The 21434-nt window shown below is 36.8% G+C and carries 20 protein-coding genes, 2 pseudogenes and 1 riboswitch; of the genes and pseudogenes, 14 read left to right on the forward strand and 8 right to left on the reverse strand.

Features of this window, described 5'->3' with window-relative positions; translation table 11 throughout:
* Positions 1–169: 169 nt before the first annotated feature.
* The 3 genes and pseudogenes from H6G25_RS19085 to glp all read left to right on the forward strand — a co-directional run.
* Positions 170–280, forward strand: a pseudogene (locus H6G25_RS19085) (AbrB/MazE/SpoVT family DNA-binding domain-containing protein); the annotation flags it as partial.
* A 111-nt stretch (positions 281–391) separates the two neighbouring features.
* A complete protein-coding gene (locus H6G25_RS19090) occupies positions 392–1318 on the forward strand; it encodes a phosphodiester glycosidase family protein (RefSeq protein WP_190393856.1) in 927 nt (308 codons plus the stop codon).
* Between the two features lie 22 nt (positions 1319–1340).
* Positions 1341–2567 carry a gephyrin-like molybdotransferase Glp gene (gene glp, locus H6G25_RS19095; protein ID WP_190393857.1) on the forward strand — a complete coding sequence of 409 codons (1227 nt, stop codon included), beginning with the start codon at positions 1341–1343 and terminating at the stop codon, positions 2565–2567.
* 113 nt (positions 2568–2680) lie between these two features.
* On the opposite strand, the gene H6G25_RS19100 is transcribed toward glp, so the two are convergent.
* The 8 genes from H6G25_RS19100 to H6G25_RS19135 all read right to left on the reverse strand — a co-directional run bounded on the left by H6G25_RS19100 (position 2681) and on the right by H6G25_RS19135 (position 9205).
* On the reverse strand, positions 2681–3145 hold the full coding sequence (locus tag H6G25_RS19100) for a hypothetical protein (protein ID WP_190393858.1): 465 nt from the start codon (positions 3143–3145) through the stop codon (positions 2681–2683).
* A gap of 13 nt (positions 3146–3158) precedes the next feature.
* Positions 3159–3473, reverse strand: coding sequence for a hypothetical protein (locus H6G25_RS19105; protein ID WP_190393859.1), 315 nt, complete (start codon positions 3471–3473; stop codon positions 3159–3161).
* Positions 3474–3621: 148 nt separating this feature from the next.
* Positions 3622–3957, reverse strand: a complete 336-nt coding sequence (locus H6G25_RS19110) for a type II toxin-antitoxin system PemK/MazF family toxin (protein WP_190393860.1) — start codon at positions 3955–3957, stop codon at positions 3622–3624.
* Positions 3944–4183, reverse strand: coding sequence for a glycosyl hydrolase family 31 (locus H6G25_RS19115; RefSeq protein WP_190393861.1), 240 nt, complete (start codon positions 4181–4183; stop codon positions 3944–3946). Before H6G25_RS19115 ends, H6G25_RS19110 begins: the two co-directional genes overlap by 14 nt.
* Positions 4184–4292: 109 nt before the next feature.
* A complete protein-coding gene (gene ftsH3 / locus H6G25_RS19120) occupies positions 4293–6137 on the reverse strand; it encodes an ATP-dependent zinc metalloprotease FtsH3 (protein WP_028090468.1) in 1845 nt (614 codons plus the stop codon).
* 229 nt (positions 6138–6366) lie between these two features.
* A complete protein-coding gene (locus tag H6G25_RS19125; protein ID WP_190393862.1) occupies positions 6367–7152 on the reverse strand; it encodes a hypothetical protein in 786 nt (261 codons plus the stop codon).
* Between the two features lie 64 nt (positions 7153–7216).
* Positions 7217–8428 carry an acetate kinase gene (locus H6G25_RS19130; protein WP_190393863.1) on the reverse strand — a complete coding sequence of 404 codons (1212 nt, stop codon included), beginning with the start codon at positions 8426–8428 and terminating at the stop codon, positions 7217–7219.
* Positions 8429–8560: 132 nt separating this feature from the next.
* Entirely contained in the window at positions 8561–9205 is a 645-nt protein-coding gene (locus H6G25_RS19135; RefSeq protein ID WP_190393883.1) for a universal stress protein, read from the reverse strand.
* Positions 9206–9363: 158 nt separating this feature from the next.
* A riboswitch (cyclic di-AMP (ydaO/yuaA leader) is annotated at positions 9364–9476 on the reverse strand.
* Positions 9477–10224: 748 nt separating this feature from the next.
* Between H6G25_RS19135 and H6G25_RS19140 the strand changes: the two genes are divergently transcribed.
* The 11 genes and pseudogenes from H6G25_RS19140 to H6G25_RS19195 all read left to right on the forward strand — a co-directional run bounded on the left by H6G25_RS19140 (position 10225) and on the right by H6G25_RS19195 (position 21366).
* The gene (locus H6G25_RS19140) at positions 10225–11475 is read left to right on the forward strand and encodes a competence/damage-inducible protein A (protein ID WP_190393864.1); all 1251 of its coding nucleotides are present in this window, start codon (positions 10225–10227) and stop codon (positions 11473–11475) included.
* An 864-nt stretch (positions 11476–12339) separates the two neighbouring features.
* Entirely contained in the window at positions 12340–13635 is a 1296-nt protein-coding gene (locus H6G25_RS19145) for a glycosyltransferase family 4 protein (RefSeq protein WP_190393865.1), read from the forward strand.
* 183 nt (positions 13636–13818) lie between these two features.
* Complete coding sequence (locus H6G25_RS19150; protein WP_190393866.1) at positions 13819–14244, forward strand: hypothetical protein; 426 nt, start codon at positions 13819–13821, stop codon at positions 14242–14244.
* Positions 14245–14338: 94 nt separating this feature from the next.
* The gene (locus H6G25_RS19155) at positions 14339–15391 is read left to right on the forward strand and encodes an NAD-dependent epimerase/dehydratase family protein (protein ID WP_190393867.1); all 1053 of its coding nucleotides are present in this window, start codon (positions 14339–14341) and stop codon (positions 15389–15391) included.
* A 161-nt stretch (positions 15392–15552) separates the two neighbouring features.
* Complete coding sequence (locus tag H6G25_RS19160; RefSeq protein ID WP_190393868.1) at positions 15553–16389, forward strand: ABC transporter permease; 837 nt, start codon at positions 15553–15555, stop codon at positions 16387–16389.
* 355 nt (positions 16390–16744) lie between these two features.
* Positions 16745–17234 (forward strand): annotated as a pseudogene (locus tag H6G25_RS19170) (Uma2 family endonuclease); the annotation flags it as partial.
* A 26-nt stretch (positions 17235–17260) separates the two neighbouring features.
* Positions 17261–17716, forward strand: coding sequence for a DUF29 domain-containing protein (locus H6G25_RS19175; protein ID WP_190393869.1), 456 nt, complete (start codon positions 17261–17263; stop codon positions 17714–17716).
* 21 nt (positions 17717–17737) lie between these two features.
* The gene (locus H6G25_RS19180; protein WP_190393870.1) at positions 17738–18997 is read left to right on the forward strand and encodes an ABC transporter ATP-binding protein; all 1260 of its coding nucleotides are present in this window, start codon (positions 17738–17740) and stop codon (positions 18995–18997) included.
* Between the two features lie 29 nt (positions 18998–19026).
* Positions 19027–20082, forward strand: coding sequence for a class I SAM-dependent methyltransferase (locus H6G25_RS19185; protein WP_190393871.1), 1056 nt, complete (start codon positions 19027–19029; stop codon positions 20080–20082).
* A gap of 1 nt (position 20083) precedes the next feature.
* The gene (locus tag H6G25_RS19190; protein WP_190393872.1) at positions 20084–20764 is read left to right on the forward strand and encodes an acylneuraminate cytidylyltransferase family protein; all 681 of its coding nucleotides are present in this window, start codon (positions 20084–20086) and stop codon (positions 20762–20764) included.
* 17 nt (positions 20765–20781) lie between these two features.
* Positions 20782–21366, forward strand: coding sequence for a TylF/MycF/NovP-related O-methyltransferase (locus H6G25_RS19195; protein WP_199319813.1), 585 nt, complete (start codon positions 20782–20784; stop codon positions 21364–21366).
* Positions 21367–21434 lie beyond the last annotated feature (68 nt).

A 21434-nucleotide genomic window follows, 5' to 3' on the forward strand; every position in this document is an offset into this window, starting at 1 on the left:
AAGCTGTTCTGGAATGGCTTGCATAATTGCTGTATTTGAAGATTAACCATAACTGCATTTGTTGATTTCACCCACTATAGTATTTCTATGGTGGGTTTTTTATTGAAAAAAAAATAAACAATATCAGATGTTATGATTAGGCAAGAAACTCAAGTAAGGAGTTTAAGTAATAGCTAGCGCAACAATTACCAGAAAAGGACAAGTAACTATTCCTAAAGAAATTAGGGATTATCTGAATTTGGACACAGGAAGTAAGGTTGATTTTGTGATTGATGAAAATCGGTTGTAATATAACGGCGACATTTGATAGAAAATTGAGAGTTGAAAAAGGGTTTGACTTTACTTAGTAATTTCTGCAACAAAAAGTGATCCAGTAAAAAAAGAAAATTAAATGAATACAGATAAATTATCTTTAATATATATTGCGACAATAGCAGCAGCATTAATATCAGGTTCTGAGGATGTGATAGCTAATTCAAAAGCGAAAAATTCTGTTAACTGTCCTGGTAAAAATCCTCAATTTAGTATTGAGTTTTTTCAGACTAATAATCATGGAGAAAGATATAAAAAAGGGATTAATCATGTAATTATTTTTAATCCTCAATCTCCCAAGTTAGATTTTAAAGTCAATGTCGGTTTAGATCATCAGATTTATGCTAAGGATTCTAGGGGAAGATTTCGTAGAGAATATGTACCAAAACAGTTTCGAGAAATTATCACTGATAGTAATTCTAAATTAAATGGTAAATCACCAATTGCAGCCATTAATGCTGACTATATAGATCCAAAAAATCAACCTCAAGGTTTAAATATTTCTCGCGGTGTTGAATATTCAGGAGTATTTAAAAATAGACGTTCTTCCTTTGGAATATCATCAGGAAATCCTCAACAACGTCAAGCCACCATGGGAACTGGAAGAAGAGGAACAAATATTCTCAATTACAATATAGTGGGGGGGAATGGGAGATTTTATAATCAAGGAAAATTCAAAGATATTTGTCAAGCTTTAGGAAAATTTGCTTGTCAAGGTGCTACTAATCGTTCTTTAGTTGCTATTACCAGTAAAGGTTTTGTAATTTTCCTGGTAAATGATATAAAAGCTAATTCTATTATTCAAGTTTCTGCTAACAATAAAGAATTACTACCCAATCAATTTGATAATGTTTTAACAGGAATTGCTAAAAATAACTGTTTAGGGACAATTCAGGAAGGAATGTTATTTGATGGAGGAATGTCTCCAGGATTGTTTTATAATAATAAAGTCTATGTCGAGAATTTAGGTCCAATTGGTTCGGTATTTTTAATTTATCAAAAGTAATCAAATAACAGATTTATTTACTATGTTATCAGTCAAAGATGCAGAAACGATTATTTTCAATCATGTTCGACCTTTAAATCAAGAAAATGATCTGGAAGTTGTGGATTTATTAACAGCATTTCATCGGATTTTAGCAACTCCTGTAATTAGTTCTTTAGATTTTCCTCATTGGGATAATTCCGCAATGGATGGTTTTGCTGTACGTTATGAAGATGTACAAAATTCCACTTCTGAAAATCCGACAATTTTAGAAGTTGTCGAAGAGATTCCCGCAGGATATCAACCTCAAATTACTATTAAACCAGGACAAGCAGCCAGGATTTTCACTGGTGCAATCATACCAAAAGGTGCAGATACTATAGTTATGCAGGAAAAAACTAATTTACAGGAGAATCAAGTTTTTATCTTTGCTAAACCTCAACCCCAAGAATTTGTCAGAAAACAAGGAGACTTTTATCAAGCAGGAACAGAACTTTTACCAGCGGGAATTACCCTCAATGCAGCAGAAATTGCGATTTTAGCCGCAGCACAATTACCAAAAATCAGTGTTTTCGGTCGTCCACGGGTGGCAATTTTTTCCAGTGGTGATGAATTAGTAACACCAGAACAAACTCTAAAACCCGGACAAATAGTAGATTCTAATCAATATGCTTTAGCAGCTTTAGTACGCAATTTGGGTGCAGAAGTGTTAACATTAGGAATTGTTAAAGATAATCCTAGCGCGTTAACAGAGACTATAAATTATGCAATTAATAATAGTGATATAGTTATTTCTTCTGGTGGAGTTTCCGTAGGTGATTATGATTATATTGATAATATATTAACATCTTTGGGGGCAGAAATTCATTTTCGTGCCGTGCAAATGCGTCCAGGAAAACCTTTAACATTTGCTACATTTCCTAATTCTCTTTATTTTGGTTTACCCGGAAATCCCGTTTCTGCATTAGTCACATTTTGGAGATTTGTAGAACCGACAATTAAAAAACTTTCAGGAATTAAGACGGGTTGGGAAGCAAAACTTTTAAAAGTAAAATCCCATTGCGAATTAAAATCTAACGGAAAAATGGAAACTTATATTTGGGGTAATTTAAAATTAAATGATGGTATTTATGAGTTTCAGCAAACAAGTGGTAACTTAAATTCAGGGAACTTAATTAACCTATCCCAAACAAATGCTTTAGCGATTTTACCAGTCGGAAAAACCCTAATTTTACCAGGAGAAGAAACCCTAGTTTTGCAAATAGGATAAAAGACAATTAACTCTCTGCAACTCTGCGACTCTGCGTGCAAAAATAGATTACTTTCATAATTCTAGCTATATTTTGTTGGGTTTCACTTCGTTCTACCCAACCTACAATTATCTTAGGTGTTAGTAAATTGTCTTTTATCAAGCAGAGGAGAATCTATATCTAAAAGCCAATTTTCATCAACAAATTCCAGATTTTCATTATAGATAAGAACTAACTCACCTATATTTTGAATAGTTGGATATCCGAATGGGTAAGATTTATCATCATATGCAGCATAGATAGCAGCAGCAGCAGGATTAATACAATCAGTACCAAAATCAGTACCAATAAGAGAAAATTTGAGTTTTAGAAACCGATTATCTTGCGTAACACCCACAAAACTGCTGACTAATTCTGCTTCTATGGTGTGAGGTAATCTAATTGAGTCATAATATTCATCCTGTTCATCCCAATAACCATTGATTGTATAAAAGCATTGTTCAAGATGTTTTTGAACAAGAGAATTAGTATCTAAATTTTCTAATATCTCAGTTAAATCTTGCCAGATTTGGTGATTTTTCAATTGAAGTGTAGTCATAATCTATTCTAGATTAATGTTGTGTTACAAAACCAGGAAAATGTAATATGCCATTAATATATTTGGCGTGAAACCGTCTATCACCACCGCTACCTAACACTTTAGATTTTAAATTATATCCTTTTTCTTGAGAATCAACAAGCCCAATACTACCCTGTGGGTGTACTAAGCCTTTCGCAATTGCCTTTAAATGCTTTCCTTTACTATCATATCTTATACCTAATTTTATTTGTTCCTCGCTAAATGAAACTTGCAAATCATAAGTCGAAGAATATACAACGTCAGGTTGTATATCTTGCCAATTATTGGGTAATGCTAAAACTTCCATGATATCTAACGGTTTACGGTTCTACTGATGCCTTTATAAAACCGAATAATTGCACAGAAGTGTTGAATCCTGCAACACAACTTTACAATCTTTGCGTTTTACCCAGGTAAAATCCCTTATCTATTATTGTTGTATGTAATTACTTCGTTCATTTAACTAAATATTGGCTTAAATTTTCTAATAATCTTTGATGTCTTTCCGTTGAAATTCCCCCAATTGAACCAATTATACTGTTACGAGAGATAACAGTTAAAAAACTTAGTCGAATAACAGATTGACTAACTAAACCACTGGATTGAAAATCCTCATCTTCCGGTGAAATTATTTCATCAAAATTAGCAATATATTGTTTTAATTGGGTACTAATACCACAAACTAAAAAGTCTTGATATTTTGGCATTTCTTTTAAAATCAGCGCAGGACGATTTTTTATTTCTCCATTTACTTGAGGAATAGGGGTTAATATAATATTACCTTCTTTCATAATTATTGTTATATTCTTTAATTAATTCTAGGGTATATTCTGGTTCATCATCTCCATAACATAGATTCAAATTTTTCAAAGAAAAACATTCCCAATCGTCTTGATTTTCTGTATCATTATCTACAATAATAGGAGTAATTAACACTTTTGTTCCTTCGGGAATAGACAAGGAATCAATTAATTCTATTTTCCCATTTTTAACAACTGCTAACTGTGGTGATATCATGGTTATATTTACTATTTTTCTCTATTTTAGCATCTTTAACTTTCACAAGAAACTAAAAAGAGTAATTCCAGAAAAACCAGAATTACCCTTTTAAAAAGTTTAGGAAAAATTACGCAAAAGCAGCCATTTTCACATCGTTATTACCAAGAATTGCTTGTAATTCCTCAGCGTCTACGGTTTCTTTTTCAATCAGCATTTGAGCAATTTCATCTAACACCTTGCGGTTATCGAGTAAAACTTCTTTAGCTCGACTGTAAGCAGTATCAACCAACTTCCGCACTTCTTCATCAATAGCAGCAGCAGTTTCTTCCGAGAAATCACGCTCAGACATAATATCTCGACCCAGGAACATATTTCCTTGTTGACGACCAAGGGCTACTGGACCCAAGCGATCGCTCATGCCAAAACGAGTTATCATTTGTTTAGCTACCCTGGCCACCTGCTGTAAATCATTAGAAGCACCTGTCGTAACTTCCTCCTCACCAAAGATAATTTCCTCAGCGAGACGACCACCTAAAGCCACAGCCATTTGATTTTCCAGATACGCACGGCTATATAAACCAGTATCCATACGGTCTTCACTAGGAGTAAACCAAGTCAAACCACCAGCCCGACCACGGGGAATAATGCTAATCTTTTGTACAGGGTCATAGTCAGGCATTAAAGCACCGACTAAAGCGTGACCTGCTTCATGGTATGCTACCAAAGTTTTGCGCTTTTCGCTCATTACCCGGTCTTTCTTTTCAGGACCCGCTAATACGCGGTCAATAGCATCATTAATTTCATCCATCGAAATTTCAGTTAAATTCCGACGAGCGGCTAAAATTGCGGCTTCATTGAGTAAATTAGATAAATCAGCACCAGTAAAACCAGGAGTCCGACGGGCGATTTTATCCAAGTCTACATCTTTAGATAAAGTTTTACCACGAGCATGAACTCTCAATATTTCGCTTCTTCCCGCGTAGTCAGGACGGTCTACGACAACTTGACGGTCAAAACGACCGGGACGTAATAAAGCTGCGTCTAATACGTCAGGACGGTTAGTAGCAGCAATAATAATAATGCCAGTGTTACCTTCAAAACCATCCATTTCCGTTAGTAACTGGTTGAGGGTTTGTTCCCGTTCGTCATTACCACCACCTAAACCAGCGCCCCGTTGACGACCTACCGCGTCAATTTCATCAATAAAGACGATACAAGGAGCATTAGTTTTCGCTTGTTCAAATAAATCACGGACACGGGAAGCACCCACACCCACAAACATTTCCACAAATTCAGAACCCGAAATTGAGAAGAAAGGAACACCAGCTTCTCCAGCTACAGCCCGTGCAAGCAGGGTTTTACCAGTACCAGGAGGTCCAACTAAAAGTACACCTTTGGGGATTTTCGCACCAATGGCGGTAAAGCGATCAGCATTCTTTAAAAAGTCTACAACTTCGTTTAGTTCTAATTTGGCTTGGTCAATACCCGCTACGTCTCCAAAGGTAACTTGAGTTTGGGGTTCCATTTGCACTCTGGCTTTAGATTTACCAAAGTTCATGGCCTGGCTACCAGGACCGCCTTGAGCGCGACGGAGGAGGAAAAATAGACCAACTAGCAGTAACACAGGGAAGAATAGGCTGCTGAGAGCCTTAAACCAAAATCCCTCGTCTGCTTGAGGTAGTACAGAAATATCAACACCTTTAGCTGTGAGGGTATTGATTAAATCAGGGTCATTAACTAAAGTAACGATCTTTTTCTTTTCGTCATATTTGGGTGTTACCAGTGCTGTAGAGCGGTCAGAACTCAAACTAACTCTCTCAACCCTACCCCGTTCAACTTCTTGGATAAACTGACTGTAGCGCCATGTCTCTCTGTTTTGAGGTTGTTTGTCAAAAAATGCTGTTCCTAGCGCAATGACAACTATAAAAAGGAGCGCGTACAGCCCCGTATTTCTCCATTTTTTATTATTCACCGATGTTGTTTCTCCTGTACTTGTTTGCTGCTTATACGTAGCTTCTCTAAGGAAGAGGACATTATGATAATTATGTTAACTTATCTTAAGATATCTTAAAATAGTCCTTTTGTCATGCTACATATAATCTTTTATCCTCCACAAGTCTAAAATTTAAGAATGTGGGACTTCTATTGTAATCATTCTCCACCAGACAAAGAAAGGCCAATCACCACTGACCACTAACCCATCAATCTTTTTCTGGTAATCTAATACTGTTTGTACCGTCTGGCTTAGTGACCACTTCCCCCCCCAAGGCTTCAATTTCCCTAATTGCTCGTTTGCGAGTTCTTTCATCTAGTTTATTATTTAAAACCATTGCCCATGTAGCAACTCGCGCAGATTTACTATCAGGGTTTTTACTCAAAAATTCCGCTGTTCTTTGAGAAACAAATGCTATTTGTTTACTTTCTGTATCAGTATAAGTACCTGCCCATTCTGCGGCTTTCAGAAAAGATATTTGTGCTGCTTGAGCATCACCTAAAAATAATAACTCATCTGTACCCTTGTAACGCCAGATAAAATAGGATTTTTGTGGTAATTGTGGAGATAGGAATTTTAACCCTTGTGCCATTAAAGCTATAGACTTTTCTGGCATTCCAGCGTATAAAGACGTACTTACAGAAAGTCCCAGATAAGCTTCTAAAAAACGTGGGTCATTTTCCAGAATGACTTGAAAATATTCTGGACTGAGACTATACCCGGTTTTATCCCTGGCTTCATTATCGCCAAAGAATTGCAAAAAATCAATATATACCCAATCTGCAATTAAGTTTTTATAACTAAAACTGGGTAAATTATGGAGTAATTTCAAACGGAGACTCTCTTTTTTGAGGTCTTTTTCCAGGGTTTCTACGGGGAGAGATTGTTTATTGATTAGTAATTTTTGCATTCTTGGGATTTGCATTAAGCCAATACTGACAATACACAAACAAGCGACTAAGGGTGTGGTAATAGCTTCACGAGATAAAAACATAGTAGGGAACAGGGAATAGGGAATAGGGAATAGGGGAGATTTTCTCCTCCTGACTCCTGTATTATTATTGCAGCAGTTTGTAACATTGTTGCGCTATTGCCCAATCTTCTTGAGTTTCTACGACTAAAACGCGCACCATTGAGTCAAATGTAGCAATATCAATATCAACAGGTTGTTGTTGATTTTTCTCTAAATCAATTTTCAGTCCCAAAAATCCCCAGGGTTCACAAGCAGCTTGACGTATTTCTGCGGATTTTTCTCCTACTCCAGCAGTAAAAACTAGTACATCTAAACCTGCTAAACTAGCCAGCATTGCGCCGATACCAGACCGAAGGTGATGCACGTACATATCCCATGCCAATTGGGCGCGTTTATTACCTTGTTCTTTAGCGGCTATCACATCCCTTAAATCACTTGATACTCCAGAAATACCTCGTAATCCCGAAAGTTTATTTAACATATTATCTAATTCTTCACTAGAGTAATTATACTGTTGCCATAAATAAATTAAAATACCTGGATCAATTGAACCACTGCGGCTACCCATCATTAAACCATCTAGGGGGGTAAATCCCATTGTTGTATCAATACTGCAACCATTTTTGATGGCAGCTAAGGAACAACCATTACCTAAATGACAAGTAATTACCCGTAGAGATAGTAAATCTTGACCAAGAATTTCCGCAGCCCGATTAGCACAATACTGATGACTAATGCCATGAAAGCCGTAACGGCGAATACCTTTTTCTGCGAAATTATATGGGATTGGATAAATGGCGGCTGCATCTGGTAAGGTGCTATGAAATCCAGTATCAAAAACTGCCACTTGAGGAATATTGCCCAAAGTTTTTTCCATAGCTTCAATACCCGCAAAAGCGGCTGGATTGTGTGCTGGTGCTAGATTACATAAACGAGCGATCGTCTGTTTGACATCTTCAGTGATTATTACAGCTTTTTTGTACTCTTGACCACCATGTACTACCCGATGTCCTACCACATCAATCACTGATAAATCATCAATTACCTGAGTTGCACCATGTATGAGAGTAGACAATAAATAAGCAAATTGTACCTGCGGGGAATCACTGACAATAGTTTCTTGTAGAGTTGCACCGATAGCCGTTTTAACTGTAATTTCCGCCTGATTTTTGTCTTCAGTCCAGTTGATTTTCCCTTCCCAGAGGGGTTGGGGTGCTAGAGGAGGAATTGTGGTTGTCATGTCATACAGACAACTCTTTTGGCTGCTAGAACCGGCATTGAGGACAAGTATTTTCATAAATTCAGATTTACGCCCTGTACTAATTTACCGCGACAAATTTAAGTTAGGAATTGATAAAAAAGCCACTTAAAGTATAAGTGACTTTTTCATAATTTCAATTTAATTTCCAGTCATTGAAAAAGAAATTATTTATCTATCAAGACAATGGGGAATACCTAACACTGCACAAGGAAAATTTTTACCTAATGTTTCAATCATGGGATGATCAGTAGATTTGCAGCCTAAAAAGAGAATATCAGCGGTTTCTAATTGGACAACTTTTTTAAGTTCTTTAGCAACATTACCAAAGCGCAGATGAGAACTAAATGAACCTTGCCATTCTTCAGCGAGAGTTTTTGCTTGCCAAATAATTCTATCTGCTTCCTGGAGAGAAGTTCTAGATTCTCTTTCTAACTGCGGTAAAATAGCTGTTCCTTTTGAGCGATTTAATCCCAATGCAACTGACTTTGATATATTCCCCAATTGATATTCTAATTGAGCTTGATTTTCAGGAACTTTGAAGATATCAAGAGACTGATGATTCAAGTTTTCTTCTACTACATAAACAGCTTGAACTGTAACTTGAAAACTAGTAGCTAAACTCGTTTGGTGGGCAATCCAAAAAGCAATATCTAAGGCTGTATGACTTTGAGGAGAACCATTATAAGCGACAATTAGATTAACTGATTTCGCTTTTGAACCTTTTTTAGAACATGATTTTTGAGTTCCTGGCAGTAAAACCATTTGTTCAATTAGGTCATCACGACCGATAGCACTTTGTAAACGTGCCAATATTGGTTTAATTTTCACAGTTTTAACTTCTCTCCCTTGAAACAATTGACCAATGAGAAGCGGGGATGACAATTTTAAATTTTAGATTTATCTGTAATCTAAAATCTAGAATTTATTAAGGAAGACCCAATCATAACTGGTATTACAGCCAAGATTTTGGGAGTTCCTTCCATTGCTGACGGAGTTAGCTGACGGGCTAAGACTGGAAGGTGTCTCTCATAAGATTAGCCCCAAATACTTGGTTCCTCCGCTTCAAATTCAGTTTTGATGAATTTGAATTAAGCTACCCACTAAAAATATAGTGACAGTATTACACTAGATTGCGATAAAGTCAAGTTTAAGAATATTGAGTATACGCTTGTATTCAAGAGCTTGATTTATAATTTTTTCCAATTTTCCCCATATTTAATGATTTAAACTATTTTGATCTAGCCAAAATTCACAAGTTAGAATTTAGCCATAATTGATGATTAAACGTCAGTATTCAGCCACAGAAACTAGATCAGATCCCCGACTTCTTTTTTGATGATGTCAATAACTAATTCAGGACTTACGCAAAATATCTCTGAAACCCTCATTTCTCCGTGTCCTCTGTGCCTGGAGTGGTTCGTTATTTCGTGATTTGTGCGTAAGCCCTATAATTAGGGAACACCAAAAAATAAATTACCCAATTTTGTGGGATCGGCATCCTGCCCGTCCTTGATGATTAGCGGGCAGTTCGTCCTGCACCACAAGAAATTTTTGGGTATTTTTTTAGTTGGAAGTCCCTTAATCAATAATAGAAGTCGGGGATCTTACTTTTTAGTTCATTTCTTTTCTATTTTCTTTTCTATTAGGACTTACACAAGTGTCACACCAAAAATCTGTTGTAGGGTGCTTTACTACTGCATACATCCTGCAAATAAACAGATTATTGATATCTGACGCACCCTACAAATGTGCCAGTTGCGTAAGTCCTGGAAAAAACTATGTAAAATTGAAATTGTTGAAGTGCAGAATGTGGGGTATAATAAACAAAAACCATGAGTGCAGAAATTATTTGTGTTGGTACAGAGATACTGTTAGGAGATATTCTCAACAGCAATGCCCAATATCTTGCTCAAGAATTGGCAAAGCTAGGCATTCCCCATTACTATCAAACTGTAGTAGGGGATAATCCAGAAAGACTGAAACAAGTTATCGAAATTGCTGCTTCTAGAGTGCAAATTCTCATTTTTACAGGTGGTTTAGGACCCACACCCGATGATCTGACCTGTGAAACTATCGCTAATTTTTTTCGTACCCCTTTAGTAGAACGAGCCGATATTGTAGAAGATATAGCAGAGAAATTTGCCCAACGGGGACGAGTTATGTCTCCCAATAATCGCAAACAAGCCCTGATTCCCCAAGGTGCAGAAATTTTACCCAACCCCACAGGCACAGCACCTGGTATTATTTGGCAACCTGGGACTGGATTAACTATTTTTACATTCCCTGGTGTTCCCAGTGAAATGTATCGAATGTGGTCAGAAACCGCCGTACCTTTTCTTAAAAGTCAAGGTTGGGGAAAAGAAATTATTTATAGTCGCAGTTTAAGGTTTTGGGGCATTGGAGAATCAGCTTTAGCTGAAAAAGTAGCTGCTTACTTTGACCTAATTAATCCCACAGTAGCACCCTATGCAGGTAAAGGAGAAGTCAGATTGAGAATTTCGGCTAAGGCTGCGGACACAACAGCAGCCGAGTCCTTAATTACACCGATTGAAAAACAACTAATAGAAATTGCTGGCTTAGATTATTATGGTGCTGATAATGACACATTAGCTTCCGTAGTTGGTCATTTGTTACGGTCTTCCCGGGAAACCCTATCAGTGGCGGAATCTTGCACAGGTGGAGGTCTGGGCCAAATGTTAACAGAAATTCCTGGTAGTTCTGATTACTTTTGGGGTGGGGTAATTTCCTATGACAACTCAGTAAAAGTTGGATTGTTAGGGGTAAACCCAGAGGATTTAGAGAAATTTGGTGCTGTGAGTGCAACTGTAGCCGAACAAATGGCTATCGGTGTAAAAAATCGTTTCTCAACCACTTGGGGATTAAGTATTACAGGAATTGCTGGACCGACTGGGGGAACAGAAGCCAAACCAGTGGGTTTAGTCTATATCGGGTTAGCCGGTCCTGGAAATCAAGTAGTAAGTTTTGAACATCGGTTTGGAACGATTCGTGGCCGTTCTTTAATTCGTTATGTCAGTGCAAATGCTGCACTGGACAATTTACGGCGGCGGTTGTTGACAAGGTAAGTTATAAGGTACATTTCAAAGATCACTATCTCAGTCTTTCTTGATCAGGTGTAAAATGGCGATCGCATTTTGCCAATGATGCAGGTGCTAATTAATGGCGTTTATTAAGTGGTTTTGAGCATTATTCGTTTTTTTACTCACTAAAAGCCTGTATTAGACATCTAACAAAAACTAAATCTCAGTGATGTAGAATATTTGTATAAACCTTCGATATTATCTCTATATAATCCTTACAGGAGATAAATATTCACTAAATTAGAGATTCCATCATCAAAGGTTTTGATAATATTCCTTTTGTAAAAACAATTATTATTTACAAATTTAAAAAAAAATATTAGGTATTTACGCGATTGTCATTCAAACCAGAATATTAGACGATATGATTTGTCAACATAAAAAATAACATCAAAACAATTATCACATCTCACCTAGTTGTAATAATTGTAATTTTGAAATTTGTAGTTATTAACCCCGCTACTTACTAGTATGCCCTTTTAAAATTACAATGACGCTAAATATTTTTTGGGAGCTAGTTTTTTATTTTTCAATCCGTAAACTCAGTTTTTATTTTTACACTTAGTTACTCTCCTATGGGAGGGATCGTAATGCACTTTAAATAGGTACAAACATGGCTTATAAATGATCAAAAAATTCTCTTAAAGTGTACAAAAATCTAGCTTTATATTTGTTTGTGATGTTTTATCAGTGAGTAATTTTTGTCATCTGTGATCATTGTAGATAAATAATTGAGTGTAAAACAAGTATTGAGATATACAAAAGCAAGCGGAAACAGGAGAATCAGTGAGCAAAGTGTAAGATAATGCTAAAAATGAGAAAAGCGGTTTTAAAGGAGTAAATTAGAATATGCCATTACGACATTATCTAAATTCAGTAAATGAAGTTCAGTACCCTAAAGTGGATAAATCACCCGACAAATTAATTAATGTATCTATAATCACGGAGTTTTTCCCTCCAGATTATGCAGCTACAGGACAGTTGATTGAGGAATTAGTCAAAGAGTTAGAAAAGCAAGGAGTGGTAATTAGAGTATTCACAGGACAACCAGGGTACGCTTTTTCTACTTCTAAAGCAGCAGCAACAGAGCGAATCGGTGATATTTTAATCCGCAGATCTCGATCAACCCAAATTTGGACTGGACGGATTCGTGGTAAGGCTGTCAGTGGCATTTTATTTACACTGCGGGCTTTTCTGCATATAGTCAAGAATTTTCGAGTGAGTGAAGTATTTCTAATAACATCAGCACCTCCTTTTTTACCAATAGCAGCATATATTGCTAATTTATTATTGAAAGTCCCCTATATTTGTTTAATTTATGATTTGTATCCAGATATTGCGATCGCTCTGGGGGTGGTTTCCGATAATCACTGGATAGTAAAATTTTGGCGGGCAATCAACCGGCAGGTTTGGCAAAAATCCAAGGGCATTATTGTATTGAGTTCTGATATGAAGGAACGCGTAATAGCAACCTGCCCAGAGGTGTCTGATAAAGTTTCTGTGATTCATAGTTGGGGAGATCCTGAATTGATTGTACCTATTGCCAAAGAAGACAATTGGTTTGCCAAAAAACATAATTTAGTTGATAAATTTACAGTTCTTTATTCTGGTAATATGGGTAGGTGTCATGACTTGGACACCATTTTAGCGGCGGCTCAACAACTGAAAGATGAACCGATTCAGTTTCTTTGTATTGGTGGTGGTCCTAAAAGAGAAGGCTTCATTCGGGAGGTTGCTAACCTAGGATTAAAAAACTTTCTTTTTCTCCCCTATCAAGATAAGAATGTGTTACCATACTCTATGACGGCTTGTGATTTGTCCTTAGTTAGTCTAGAAGATGGTCTCAAAGGTTTAGTGGCTCCTAGCAAACTCTACCCAGCTTTAGCTGCTGGGAGACCAGTGGCAGCGATTTGTCCCAGGAGTTCCTATTTACGACAACTAATAGCAGATGGTAAATTTGGTGTTGCCATTGACAATGGAGATAGTAATGCTTTGGCTGCATTCATTCTCCAATTAAATCACAATGACCAAATGGCCAAAAAAATGGGTCATGAGTCCCGGAAATATTTGGAGTCAAATTTTACGCCGAAAATCATAGCGAAACAATATATCAATGTGCTAAAATCCTCAATATCTGACTTATGAACATAATCGCAATTACTGTATTACCTTTAATACAAGAAATTATTTAAGAAAACTAAGTTGAAAAATTTAATACCTGAGATGTTGAATCAGGAGTTGGGCTTCGATGGTCTTTTTGATCTCAGTCCCTCCCACGCAACCTTATTACGATCTGTTGTCTATTAATGATATGATCAGGGGGCCGCAGTGCAGAGAAGGTGTGATAAAAATCGGAAACGCTCTCAGCGGAGAGCTATATATTGTCCAATCCATAACTGCTATATGGATAGTGTCAGCCAAAAATATGGACTGTTTGCCGAACAACCCGGACAACTACAAAAACGTGGTATAGCCAGAAGAGAAGCAATGATTTTAGTTGCAGCTAAAACCACAGTTTCCTTAAATGGTGAGTGGTTAGAGGCTTTCTGGTGTAAAGAGTGCCAAGAGACAAAGTGGTATCATGTGCATAAGAATGGTACTACGTATAACTTAGCTATTGCCTCAGAGGAACTTTGGCGGCAAGCAACAGGAGTGATTGATCCCCATCGTAACCCTTCCGTCGGAGAGTTTACATATAGGCAGTCTCGAACTCTTGGTGGTAAGAGTGTTAAGGATTTTTCGGTAATGAATTGATCCTTAAAACAAAGTAGCTTGAGGGCATTTGTCCATAAGACTACTACCAATTGTAGTAATAAATTGCTGTCTTGAAGTAAACAACGGTTTTTTTATGTTCAAACTACTTGTAACTGGTTCATCAGGGTTAATTGGCTCTGAAGTATGCTTTCATTTTGCCTCCCTTGATTGGGAAATTCATGGTGTAGATAATAACCAAAGAGCGGTTTTCTTCGGATCTGCAGGAGATACGCGCTGGAATCAACAACGACTGCAAAACTCCATCAAGGGGTTTGTTCATCATGAACTAGATATCCGCGATCGCCAAGGTGTACTAAACTTAATGGAGAGTATTCAACCAGATGCCATTGTACATACAGCAGCACAGCCTAGTCATGATCGAGCAGCAGCAATTCCCTTTGACGATTTTGACACAAATGCAGTAGGAACACTCAACTTACTGGAAGCTGTAAGACAATTTTGTCCAAAATCGCCCTTTGTGCATATGTCCACAAATAAAGTATATGGTGATCTTCCCAACTCAATTAAGCTCAAAGAACTAGATACCAGATGGGATTATGACGATATTACCTATGAAAATGGGATTCCCGAAACCTTTAGCATTGATCAATCAAAGCATTCATTATTTGGTGCATCTAAAGTTGCAGCAGACGTGATAGTCCAAGAGTATGGACGCTATTTTGACATACCAACTTGCTGTTTGCGCGGTGGGTGTTTAACCGGTCCAAACCACTCAGGAGTAGAATTACATGGCTTTTTAAGTTATTTAGTCAAGAGTAACTTAGAAGAACGTACTTACAAAATTTATGGCTACAAGGGCAAGCAAGTTAGAGACAATATCCATTCCTACGATGTGGCTCGGTTTATAGAAGAGTTTATTAACAATCCTCGTTGTGGAGAAGTTTATAATTTGGGAGGAGGTAAAAATAATACCTGCTCAATTTTAGAGGCTTTTGATATTGTTGCTTCTCTCTCAGGTAAACCAATGCAACATGAATACATAGACAAAAACCGAGAAGGTGATCACATTTGCTACTACAGCGATTTGCGGAAGATGCAGGAACATTATCCTCAGTGGTCAGTTACTAAGTCATTAACTGATATTTTTACGGAAATTACTAAATCATGGCAGAATCGCTTAGGATGAGATTTTGTTTAGTATTTTACTAAAAGGTGTAGTCCTTACCGATCTAAAAATATTTGCCTATATTTCTAGTGACTAGTGACTATAGATACAATGGCGGAATTGCCATAATGAATCAGAAGAGAAAAATTAGCAGTTGATGCCAAGTTAGGTAAGCTAAAATTATGAAACAAACCGCCTCCCAACCAGAATTAGTAATTGAAGCAGGACGTAGAGAAAAAGAATATTGGCGAGATTTATGGCGATATAGAGAATTATTTTACTTTCTGGCTTGGAGAGATATATTAGTTAGATACAAGCAAACTGCAATCGGTATTGTTTGGGCACTAATTCGTCCTTTTTTGACAATGGTTGTATTTACCGTAGTATTTGGACAATTGGCAAAATTGCCATCGGGAGGTGCACCCTATCCAATCTTAGTATTTTCTGCGATGTTACCCTGGCAATTCTTCTCTAATTCCCTTTCTGAATGCAGTAATAGTTTAATTAGTAATTCTAACTTACTTTCTAAAGTCTATTTTCCCAGATTAGTAGTACCAACTAGTGCTGTAGTTGTAAGCTTTGTAGACTTTATGATTTCGGGAATTATTTTATTAGGACTAATGGCATGGTATAACTTTGTTCCTAGTTGGCGGATTTTAACCTTACCATTATTTATTGCTATCGCCTTTGCTGCTTCAATGGGAGCGGGATTATGGTTAGCTTCCTTGAATGTCCAGTATCGAGATTTTCGGTTTATTGTGCCATTTATTGTCCAATTCGGTTTATATATCTCACCTGTAGGATTTAGCAGTAGCATAGTTCCTGAAAAATGGCGATTTGTTTATTCATTGAACCCAATGGTAGGGGTAATTGATGGTTTTCGGTGGGCAATTTTAGGTGCAGATTCTCAATTATATTTACCAGGTTTTATTATTTCTATGGTGTTAGTATTTTTACTATTAGTGAGTGGAATTTGGTATTTTAGGAAGATGGAAAGGACATTTGCTGATGTGATTTAGATGATTAGATTTAGATAATGAACCTCAACCGGATGCTTTATTAAGAACAAAAACAGAATCTGGTTTCCATCATAATATTTATTATGATATTTTCTATGTTAGAGTCAAATCGGAAACAAATCTAGTTTTTGAAAGGAATCAGATCAACCTAACTGCTATTGAAAAACAAGAGACTACTTGTAAAGCGATGCTTTATACCTACGTATCAGAAAACCGTATTGGTGATCATATATTCCGATTTAACAAAAATGCGTGAGCATTATCCTCACTGGGATATTACAATTTCCTTAGAAGAGACAATTAAGCAGATAGTTGAATCTTGGCAACAGCGATTAAATACAGGAGATAATTAATAATGTATCAAAGCGATGTCTATAGCAAACCCAGCTATGAGCCATTACCTGCTCAACAGACACTGCCAACGATGTATGATTTACCTAGTGAAGATCCGGATGAGCCAGGGTTGCCAGACGAATTTCACCTGTTACAACCAGAATTATTGCGTGTTACTTTCCGTCCACCGACTTATGCAGAAGATAATGTATTTACGGCTAGTGACTTAAACTTATACCTTATACTATGACAGTAAGCATACACAATGGTATAAACGCCCTGATTGGTTTGCGGTATTAGGGGTATCCCGTTTTTCTGAACAAACAGAACTAAGATTAAGTTATGTTACTTGGTGTGAAGGAACATATCCCTTTGTAGTGGTAGAATTAATATCTCCAGGAACAGAAAACGAAGACTTAGGCAGAAATTTACGGGAAGTCAATCAACCTCCCAATAAATGGACAGTATATGAGCAAATTCTGAGAATCCCCTATTATTTTGTCTATAACCGTATTGAAACTGTAATTGAGCAAGTAAAATGCAACCTACACAAGCAAATTACGATATTTATGAACAAGATTATCCTGAATGGTTAGATATTACCCTTAACCAACTGCAAAATCGGGACTTAGAAAATGTTGACTGGGAACATTTAATTGAGGAAATTACTGCATTGGGAAACGAACAAAGGCGTAAAGTAGAGAGTTATTTATTGAGACTTTTAATTCATCTACTATTGTATAATTATTGGAGTTCAGAAAAAGATTGGTCAAGGAGAGGTTGGGAAAAAGAAATTGATAACTTTAGGCTGGAATTAGATTTATTATTGGAGTCTAAAGTTCTTTATAATCATTGTACAAAAATCCTAGATAAGATTTACATTAAAGCCAGAAATAATGCTATTCGTAAATCTGAACTATCTCCAGCAATTTTCCCTGAAAGTTGTCCTTATTCCTTAACAGAAATTCTCAATCCTGAATGGTTGCCATCATAAAAAGAATATTACTAATAAACTATGTCAGATACAGTTATTCGCGTTGAAAACCTGGGCAAAAAATATATTATTGGACATCAACAGCAGGAACGCTATACAGCACTGCGAGATGTGATTACTAATAAGGTTAAATCTATTGGTAATCTACTAAATCCTCAAGCTAAGAATGAAAATCCAGCTTTTGAGGAATTTTGGTCTTTAAAGGATGTATCCTTTGAAATTAAACAAGGTGATAGAGTTGGGATTATTGGGCGTAATGGGGCGGGAAAATCAACACTATTGAAGATTTTAAGCCGAATTACAGAACCGACAAAAGGGAGTATTAAAATCAAGGGTAGAGTTGCTAGTTTATTGGAAGTAGGAACAGGTTTTCATCCAGAGTTGACAGGGAGAGAGAATGTATTTCTGAATGGTGCTATTCTGGGCATGGGTAAGGAGGAAATTAAACGCAAGTTTGATGAGATTGTCGCTTTTGCGGAGGTGGAGAAGTTTCTGGATACGCCAGTGAAACGGTATTCTTCGGGAATGTATGTGCGGTTGGCGTTTGCGGTGGCGGCACATTTGGAACCAGAGATTTTGATTGTGGATGAGGTTTTGGCTGTGGGAGATTCAGCGTTTCAGAAGAAGTGTTTGGGGAAGATGGAGGATGTAGCGGAAAAGGAGGGTAGGACGGTATTGTTTGTGAGTCATAATATGGGGGCTATAAATAAACTATGTAATTTAAGCATTTGGATGAACTTTGGTAAGATTCAGTTAAAAGACCAAACGGAAGAGGTCATAGGCCAATACTTGTCAACTGCTTATAGTAATTCCCATAAAAAAGAATTTCAGATTCGCCCAGACAAAAAAGGACAAATTAAGTCTGTAAGACTAATGGATGATCATGGCTTAGAAACTTCAGATTTTTCGTGTGGAACACGACCAACTATTGAAATTGAGTTTATTTTAAACACGCCAGTCACAGGATGTCATATTGCCTGTATTGTTAGTACATCCGATGGTCAACATCTATTTTCTACTGCTGACACTGACAATAACTCAGAAAGGCTTAATAAACGCCAACCTGGAGATTACTTAGTTCAAGTAAAATTGCCCATGGAATTTTTTAATGTCGCTACATATCATGTATCTGTTGGTTTAGGAATACCTGGAATTGAATCTTTTGACCGCCAAGAAGCAGTCTCTTTCAATCTACACGATACAGGTGATTTTGGGACTCTGAAAGAAGGTTCCCGGCGTTCTGGATTATTTTTAGTTTCCACTGAGTGGAAGTATGTCTAGTACATCTATATTTTTTTTCTAAAATGAAAATGATTAATACCTTAAACAAAATTTTACTCCGCAGGTTTTTTACTTTTGATCACCCCCAGGCAAAACTAAGTGAAACTCAAAAACAATCCCTTTCTGAGTTTAAGCGCAAAGTCCAACAGGGGAAATATAACTTTGAGAATGTTCCCTGCCTGTGTGGTGATCCGGGTGGTGTATTAATAACCGAGCGCGATCGCTACTGTTTGCCAGTTAAAACTCTTTTATGTACATCCTGCGGTACACTACGGACAAGCCCAAGACTAGATGAACCGAGTTTATCAACCTTTTACGAACAAGACTATCGTTCAATCTATGTTGGCAGTCCTCAAGCACCTGATGAATTTTTTGAACAACAAGAAACTCATGGTGTATCAATTAGAGATTTTGTATGGAAAATCTCTGAACCAGAGAAAATTATAACTGTATTTGATGTAGGATGTGGGGCTGGAGGAACACTTATTCCTTTCCGAAATTTGGGATGTAAAGTCTTTGGTTGTGATTTAGGTAGTCAATACTTATATCGAGGCATATCATCAGGACTAACTTTAGAACACGGAGATATAGAATCTCTATATAAATATGGTAAGGCTGACTTAGTTATTCTTAGCCATGTTCTTGAACATTTCCCCAAGCCACTGGAAACCCTTAAAAAGATATCTCAGGGAATGAGTGATGGTGGATATCTTTATGTAGAAGTTCCTGGTATCTTTAACATTCACCACGCTTATAAAGACCCATTACTTTACTTCCAAAATGCACATCTTTATCATTTCACGTTATCAACCCTAACATTTCTTTTACAGCAAGCTGGATTTGAACTTATCAAAGGTAATGACTCTATTCAGGCACTATATAAGAAAACTGATAAAGTTGTCTTATCGAGTCATTTAGGTGAGTGGCATTCTATTTTAATCTATTTTTATTTTGCAGAAATTAGTCATCACTTTCCATTTTTACGGATTATCCAGTACCCACGTTATTATTTTTCTAAAACGATTCGCTTATTGTTGGGTGATTTTGCTGTAGATGCATTCAAGAGGAAATTTTTAAAATTCTAAAATGAAAAGCATTGTTCTAATTCCTGCACGTGGTGGCTCAAAAGGAGTCCCTTACAAAAACATTCGTCCTCTAGCTAATAAACCTCTAATCGCCCATTCTATCTTAGATGCGAAAGAAGCCCATCTAGTCGATCGCATTTACGTTACCACAGACGATGGCGAAATTGCCCAGGTTTCAACAGAATATGGTGCAAGTATTATTCACCGACCCACTGAACTAGCCAACGATACTGCTTCTTCAGAGTCGGCTCTTATTCATGCCTTAACAGAAATTGAAAAAGAGGGGATTAACCCAGAACTTATAGTCTTCTTACAATGTACATCCCCTTTACGAACTGGGCTAGATATAGATCGCGCTATTGAGCAAATGAGAGCGGAAAACGCTGATTCTCTCCTCTCAGTTTCCCCAACCCATCGCTTTCTGTGGCATCAAGTAGATGATGTTGCCCAGTCTATCAACTATGACTATCACCACCGTCCCCGTCGCCAAGATTTAAACCCCCAATATATGGAAAATGGTTCAATTTATATCTTTAAACCCTGGGTTTTAAAAGAATTAAATAACCGATTGGGCGGTAAAATTTCTCTGTTTGTGATGGATGAATCTCAAAGTTGGGAAATTGATTCGTTAGAGGATTTTGAGTATATAGAGTTTTTAATCAATCACAAACGTAAACCTTAATAGTTCTGAAAAAAAACATGATTAATTTACCTGATTTTTCAAAAGCATTTGAATACGAAAATAACTTCTACCTATCCTGTGATAATAGCAGAATTGCTAAGTTATTAGCTCATTATGAATTATACAAAATGGTTGCCAACATACCAGGAGCAATAGTAGAATGTGGCGTTTTTAAAGGAACATCATTGACAAGGTTCGCCACATTTCGAGATTTATTCAGTAATTCCCACGCTAAAAAAATAATTGGTTTTGATATTTATGGTAAATTTCCTGAAACTAATTTTCAGGAAGATAAAGCACCTAGACAGCGTTTTATTGATAGTGCTGGGGAGGAAAGTATTGCTGTAGATCAGCTTACAGAAGTCCTAAAAATTAAAGGAGTTGACAAGAATGTAGAATTAGTGAAAGGAGACATTTTAAAAACAGTCCCCAATTATCTGAATGACCATCCAGAATTAAAAATTTCACTTCTCAATTTAGATACTGATATATACGAACCTGCCTCTGTAATTTTAGAATTACTGTTTCCTAGAATTGTCAGGGGGGGTACTAATTATAGACGATTACGGTGTTTTCCCTGGAGAAACAAAAGCTGTAGATGAATATTTTCAGGATAAAGATGTGGTGATAAATAAGTTTCCATTTTGTATGACACCTTGTTATATTGTGA

The organism is Dolichospermum sp. FACHB-1091, from assembly GCF_014697585.1.
GTDB lineage: Bacteria > Cyanobacteriota > Cyanobacteriia > Cyanobacteriales > Nostocaceae > Dolichospermum.

Bases quoted from the DNA above. Each gene is read 5' to 3' on its own strand.
- glp (WP_190393857.1), top strand. From the start codon at position 1,341: ATGTTATCAGTCAAAGATGCAGAAACGATTATTTTCAATCATGTTCGA.
- H6G25_RS19160 (WP_190393868.1), top strand. From the start codon at position 15,553: ATGAAACAAACCGCCTCCCAACCAGAATTAGTAATTGAAGCAGGACGT.
- H6G25_RS19190 (WP_190393872.1), top strand. From the start codon at position 20,084: ATGAAAAGCATTGTTCTAATTCCTGCACGTGGTGGCTCAAAAGGAGTC.
- H6G25_RS19180 (WP_190393870.1), top strand. From the start codon at position 17,738: ATGTCAGATACAGTTATTCGCGTTGAAAACCTGGGCAAAAAATATATT.
- H6G25_RS19195 (WP_199319813.1), top strand. From the start codon at position 20,782: ATGATTAATTTACCTGATTTTTCAAAAGCATTTGAATACGAAAATAAC.
- H6G25_RS19115 (WP_190393861.1), bottom strand. From the start codon at position 4,183: ATGATATCACCACAGTTAGCAGTTGTTAAAAATGGGAAAATAGAATTA.
- H6G25_RS19175 (WP_190393869.1), top strand. From the start codon at position 17,261: ATGCAACCTACACAAGCAAATTACGATATTTATGAACAAGATTATCCT.
- H6G25_RS19145 (WP_190393865.1), top strand. From the start codon at position 12,340: ATGCCATTACGACATTATCTAAATTCAGTAAATGAAGTTCAGTACCCT.
- H6G25_RS19110 (WP_190393860.1), bottom strand. From the start codon at position 3,957: ATGAAAGAAGGTAATATTATATTAACCCCTATTCCTCAAGTAAATGGA.
- H6G25_RS19155 (WP_190393867.1), top strand. From the start codon at position 14,339: ATGTTCAAACTACTTGTAACTGGTTCATCAGGGTTAATTGGCTCTGAA.
- H6G25_RS19125 (WP_190393862.1), bottom strand. From the start codon at position 7,152: ATGTTTTTATCTCGTGAAGCTATTACCACACCCTTAGTCGCTTGTTTG.
- H6G25_RS19130 (WP_190393863.1), bottom strand. From the start codon at position 8,428: ATGAAAATACTTGTCCTCAATGCCGGTTCTAGCAGCCAAAAGAGTTGT.
- H6G25_RS19185 (WP_190393871.1), top strand. From the start codon at position 19,027: ATGATTAATACCTTAAACAAAATTTTACTCCGCAGGTTTTTTACTTTT.
- H6G25_RS19090 (WP_190393856.1), top strand. From the start codon at position 392: ATGAATACAGATAAATTATCTTTAATATATATTGCGACAATAGCAGCA.
- H6G25_RS19140 (WP_190393864.1), top strand. From the start codon at position 10,225: ATGAGTGCAGAAATTATTTGTGTTGGTACAGAGATACTGTTAGGAGAT.
- H6G25_RS19105 (WP_190393859.1), bottom strand. From the start codon at position 3,473: ATGGAAGTTTTAGCATTACCCAATAATTGGCAAGATATACAACCTGAC.
- H6G25_RS19100 (WP_190393858.1), bottom strand. From the start codon at position 3,145: ATGACTACACTTCAATTGAAAAATCACCAAATCTGGCAAGATTTAACT.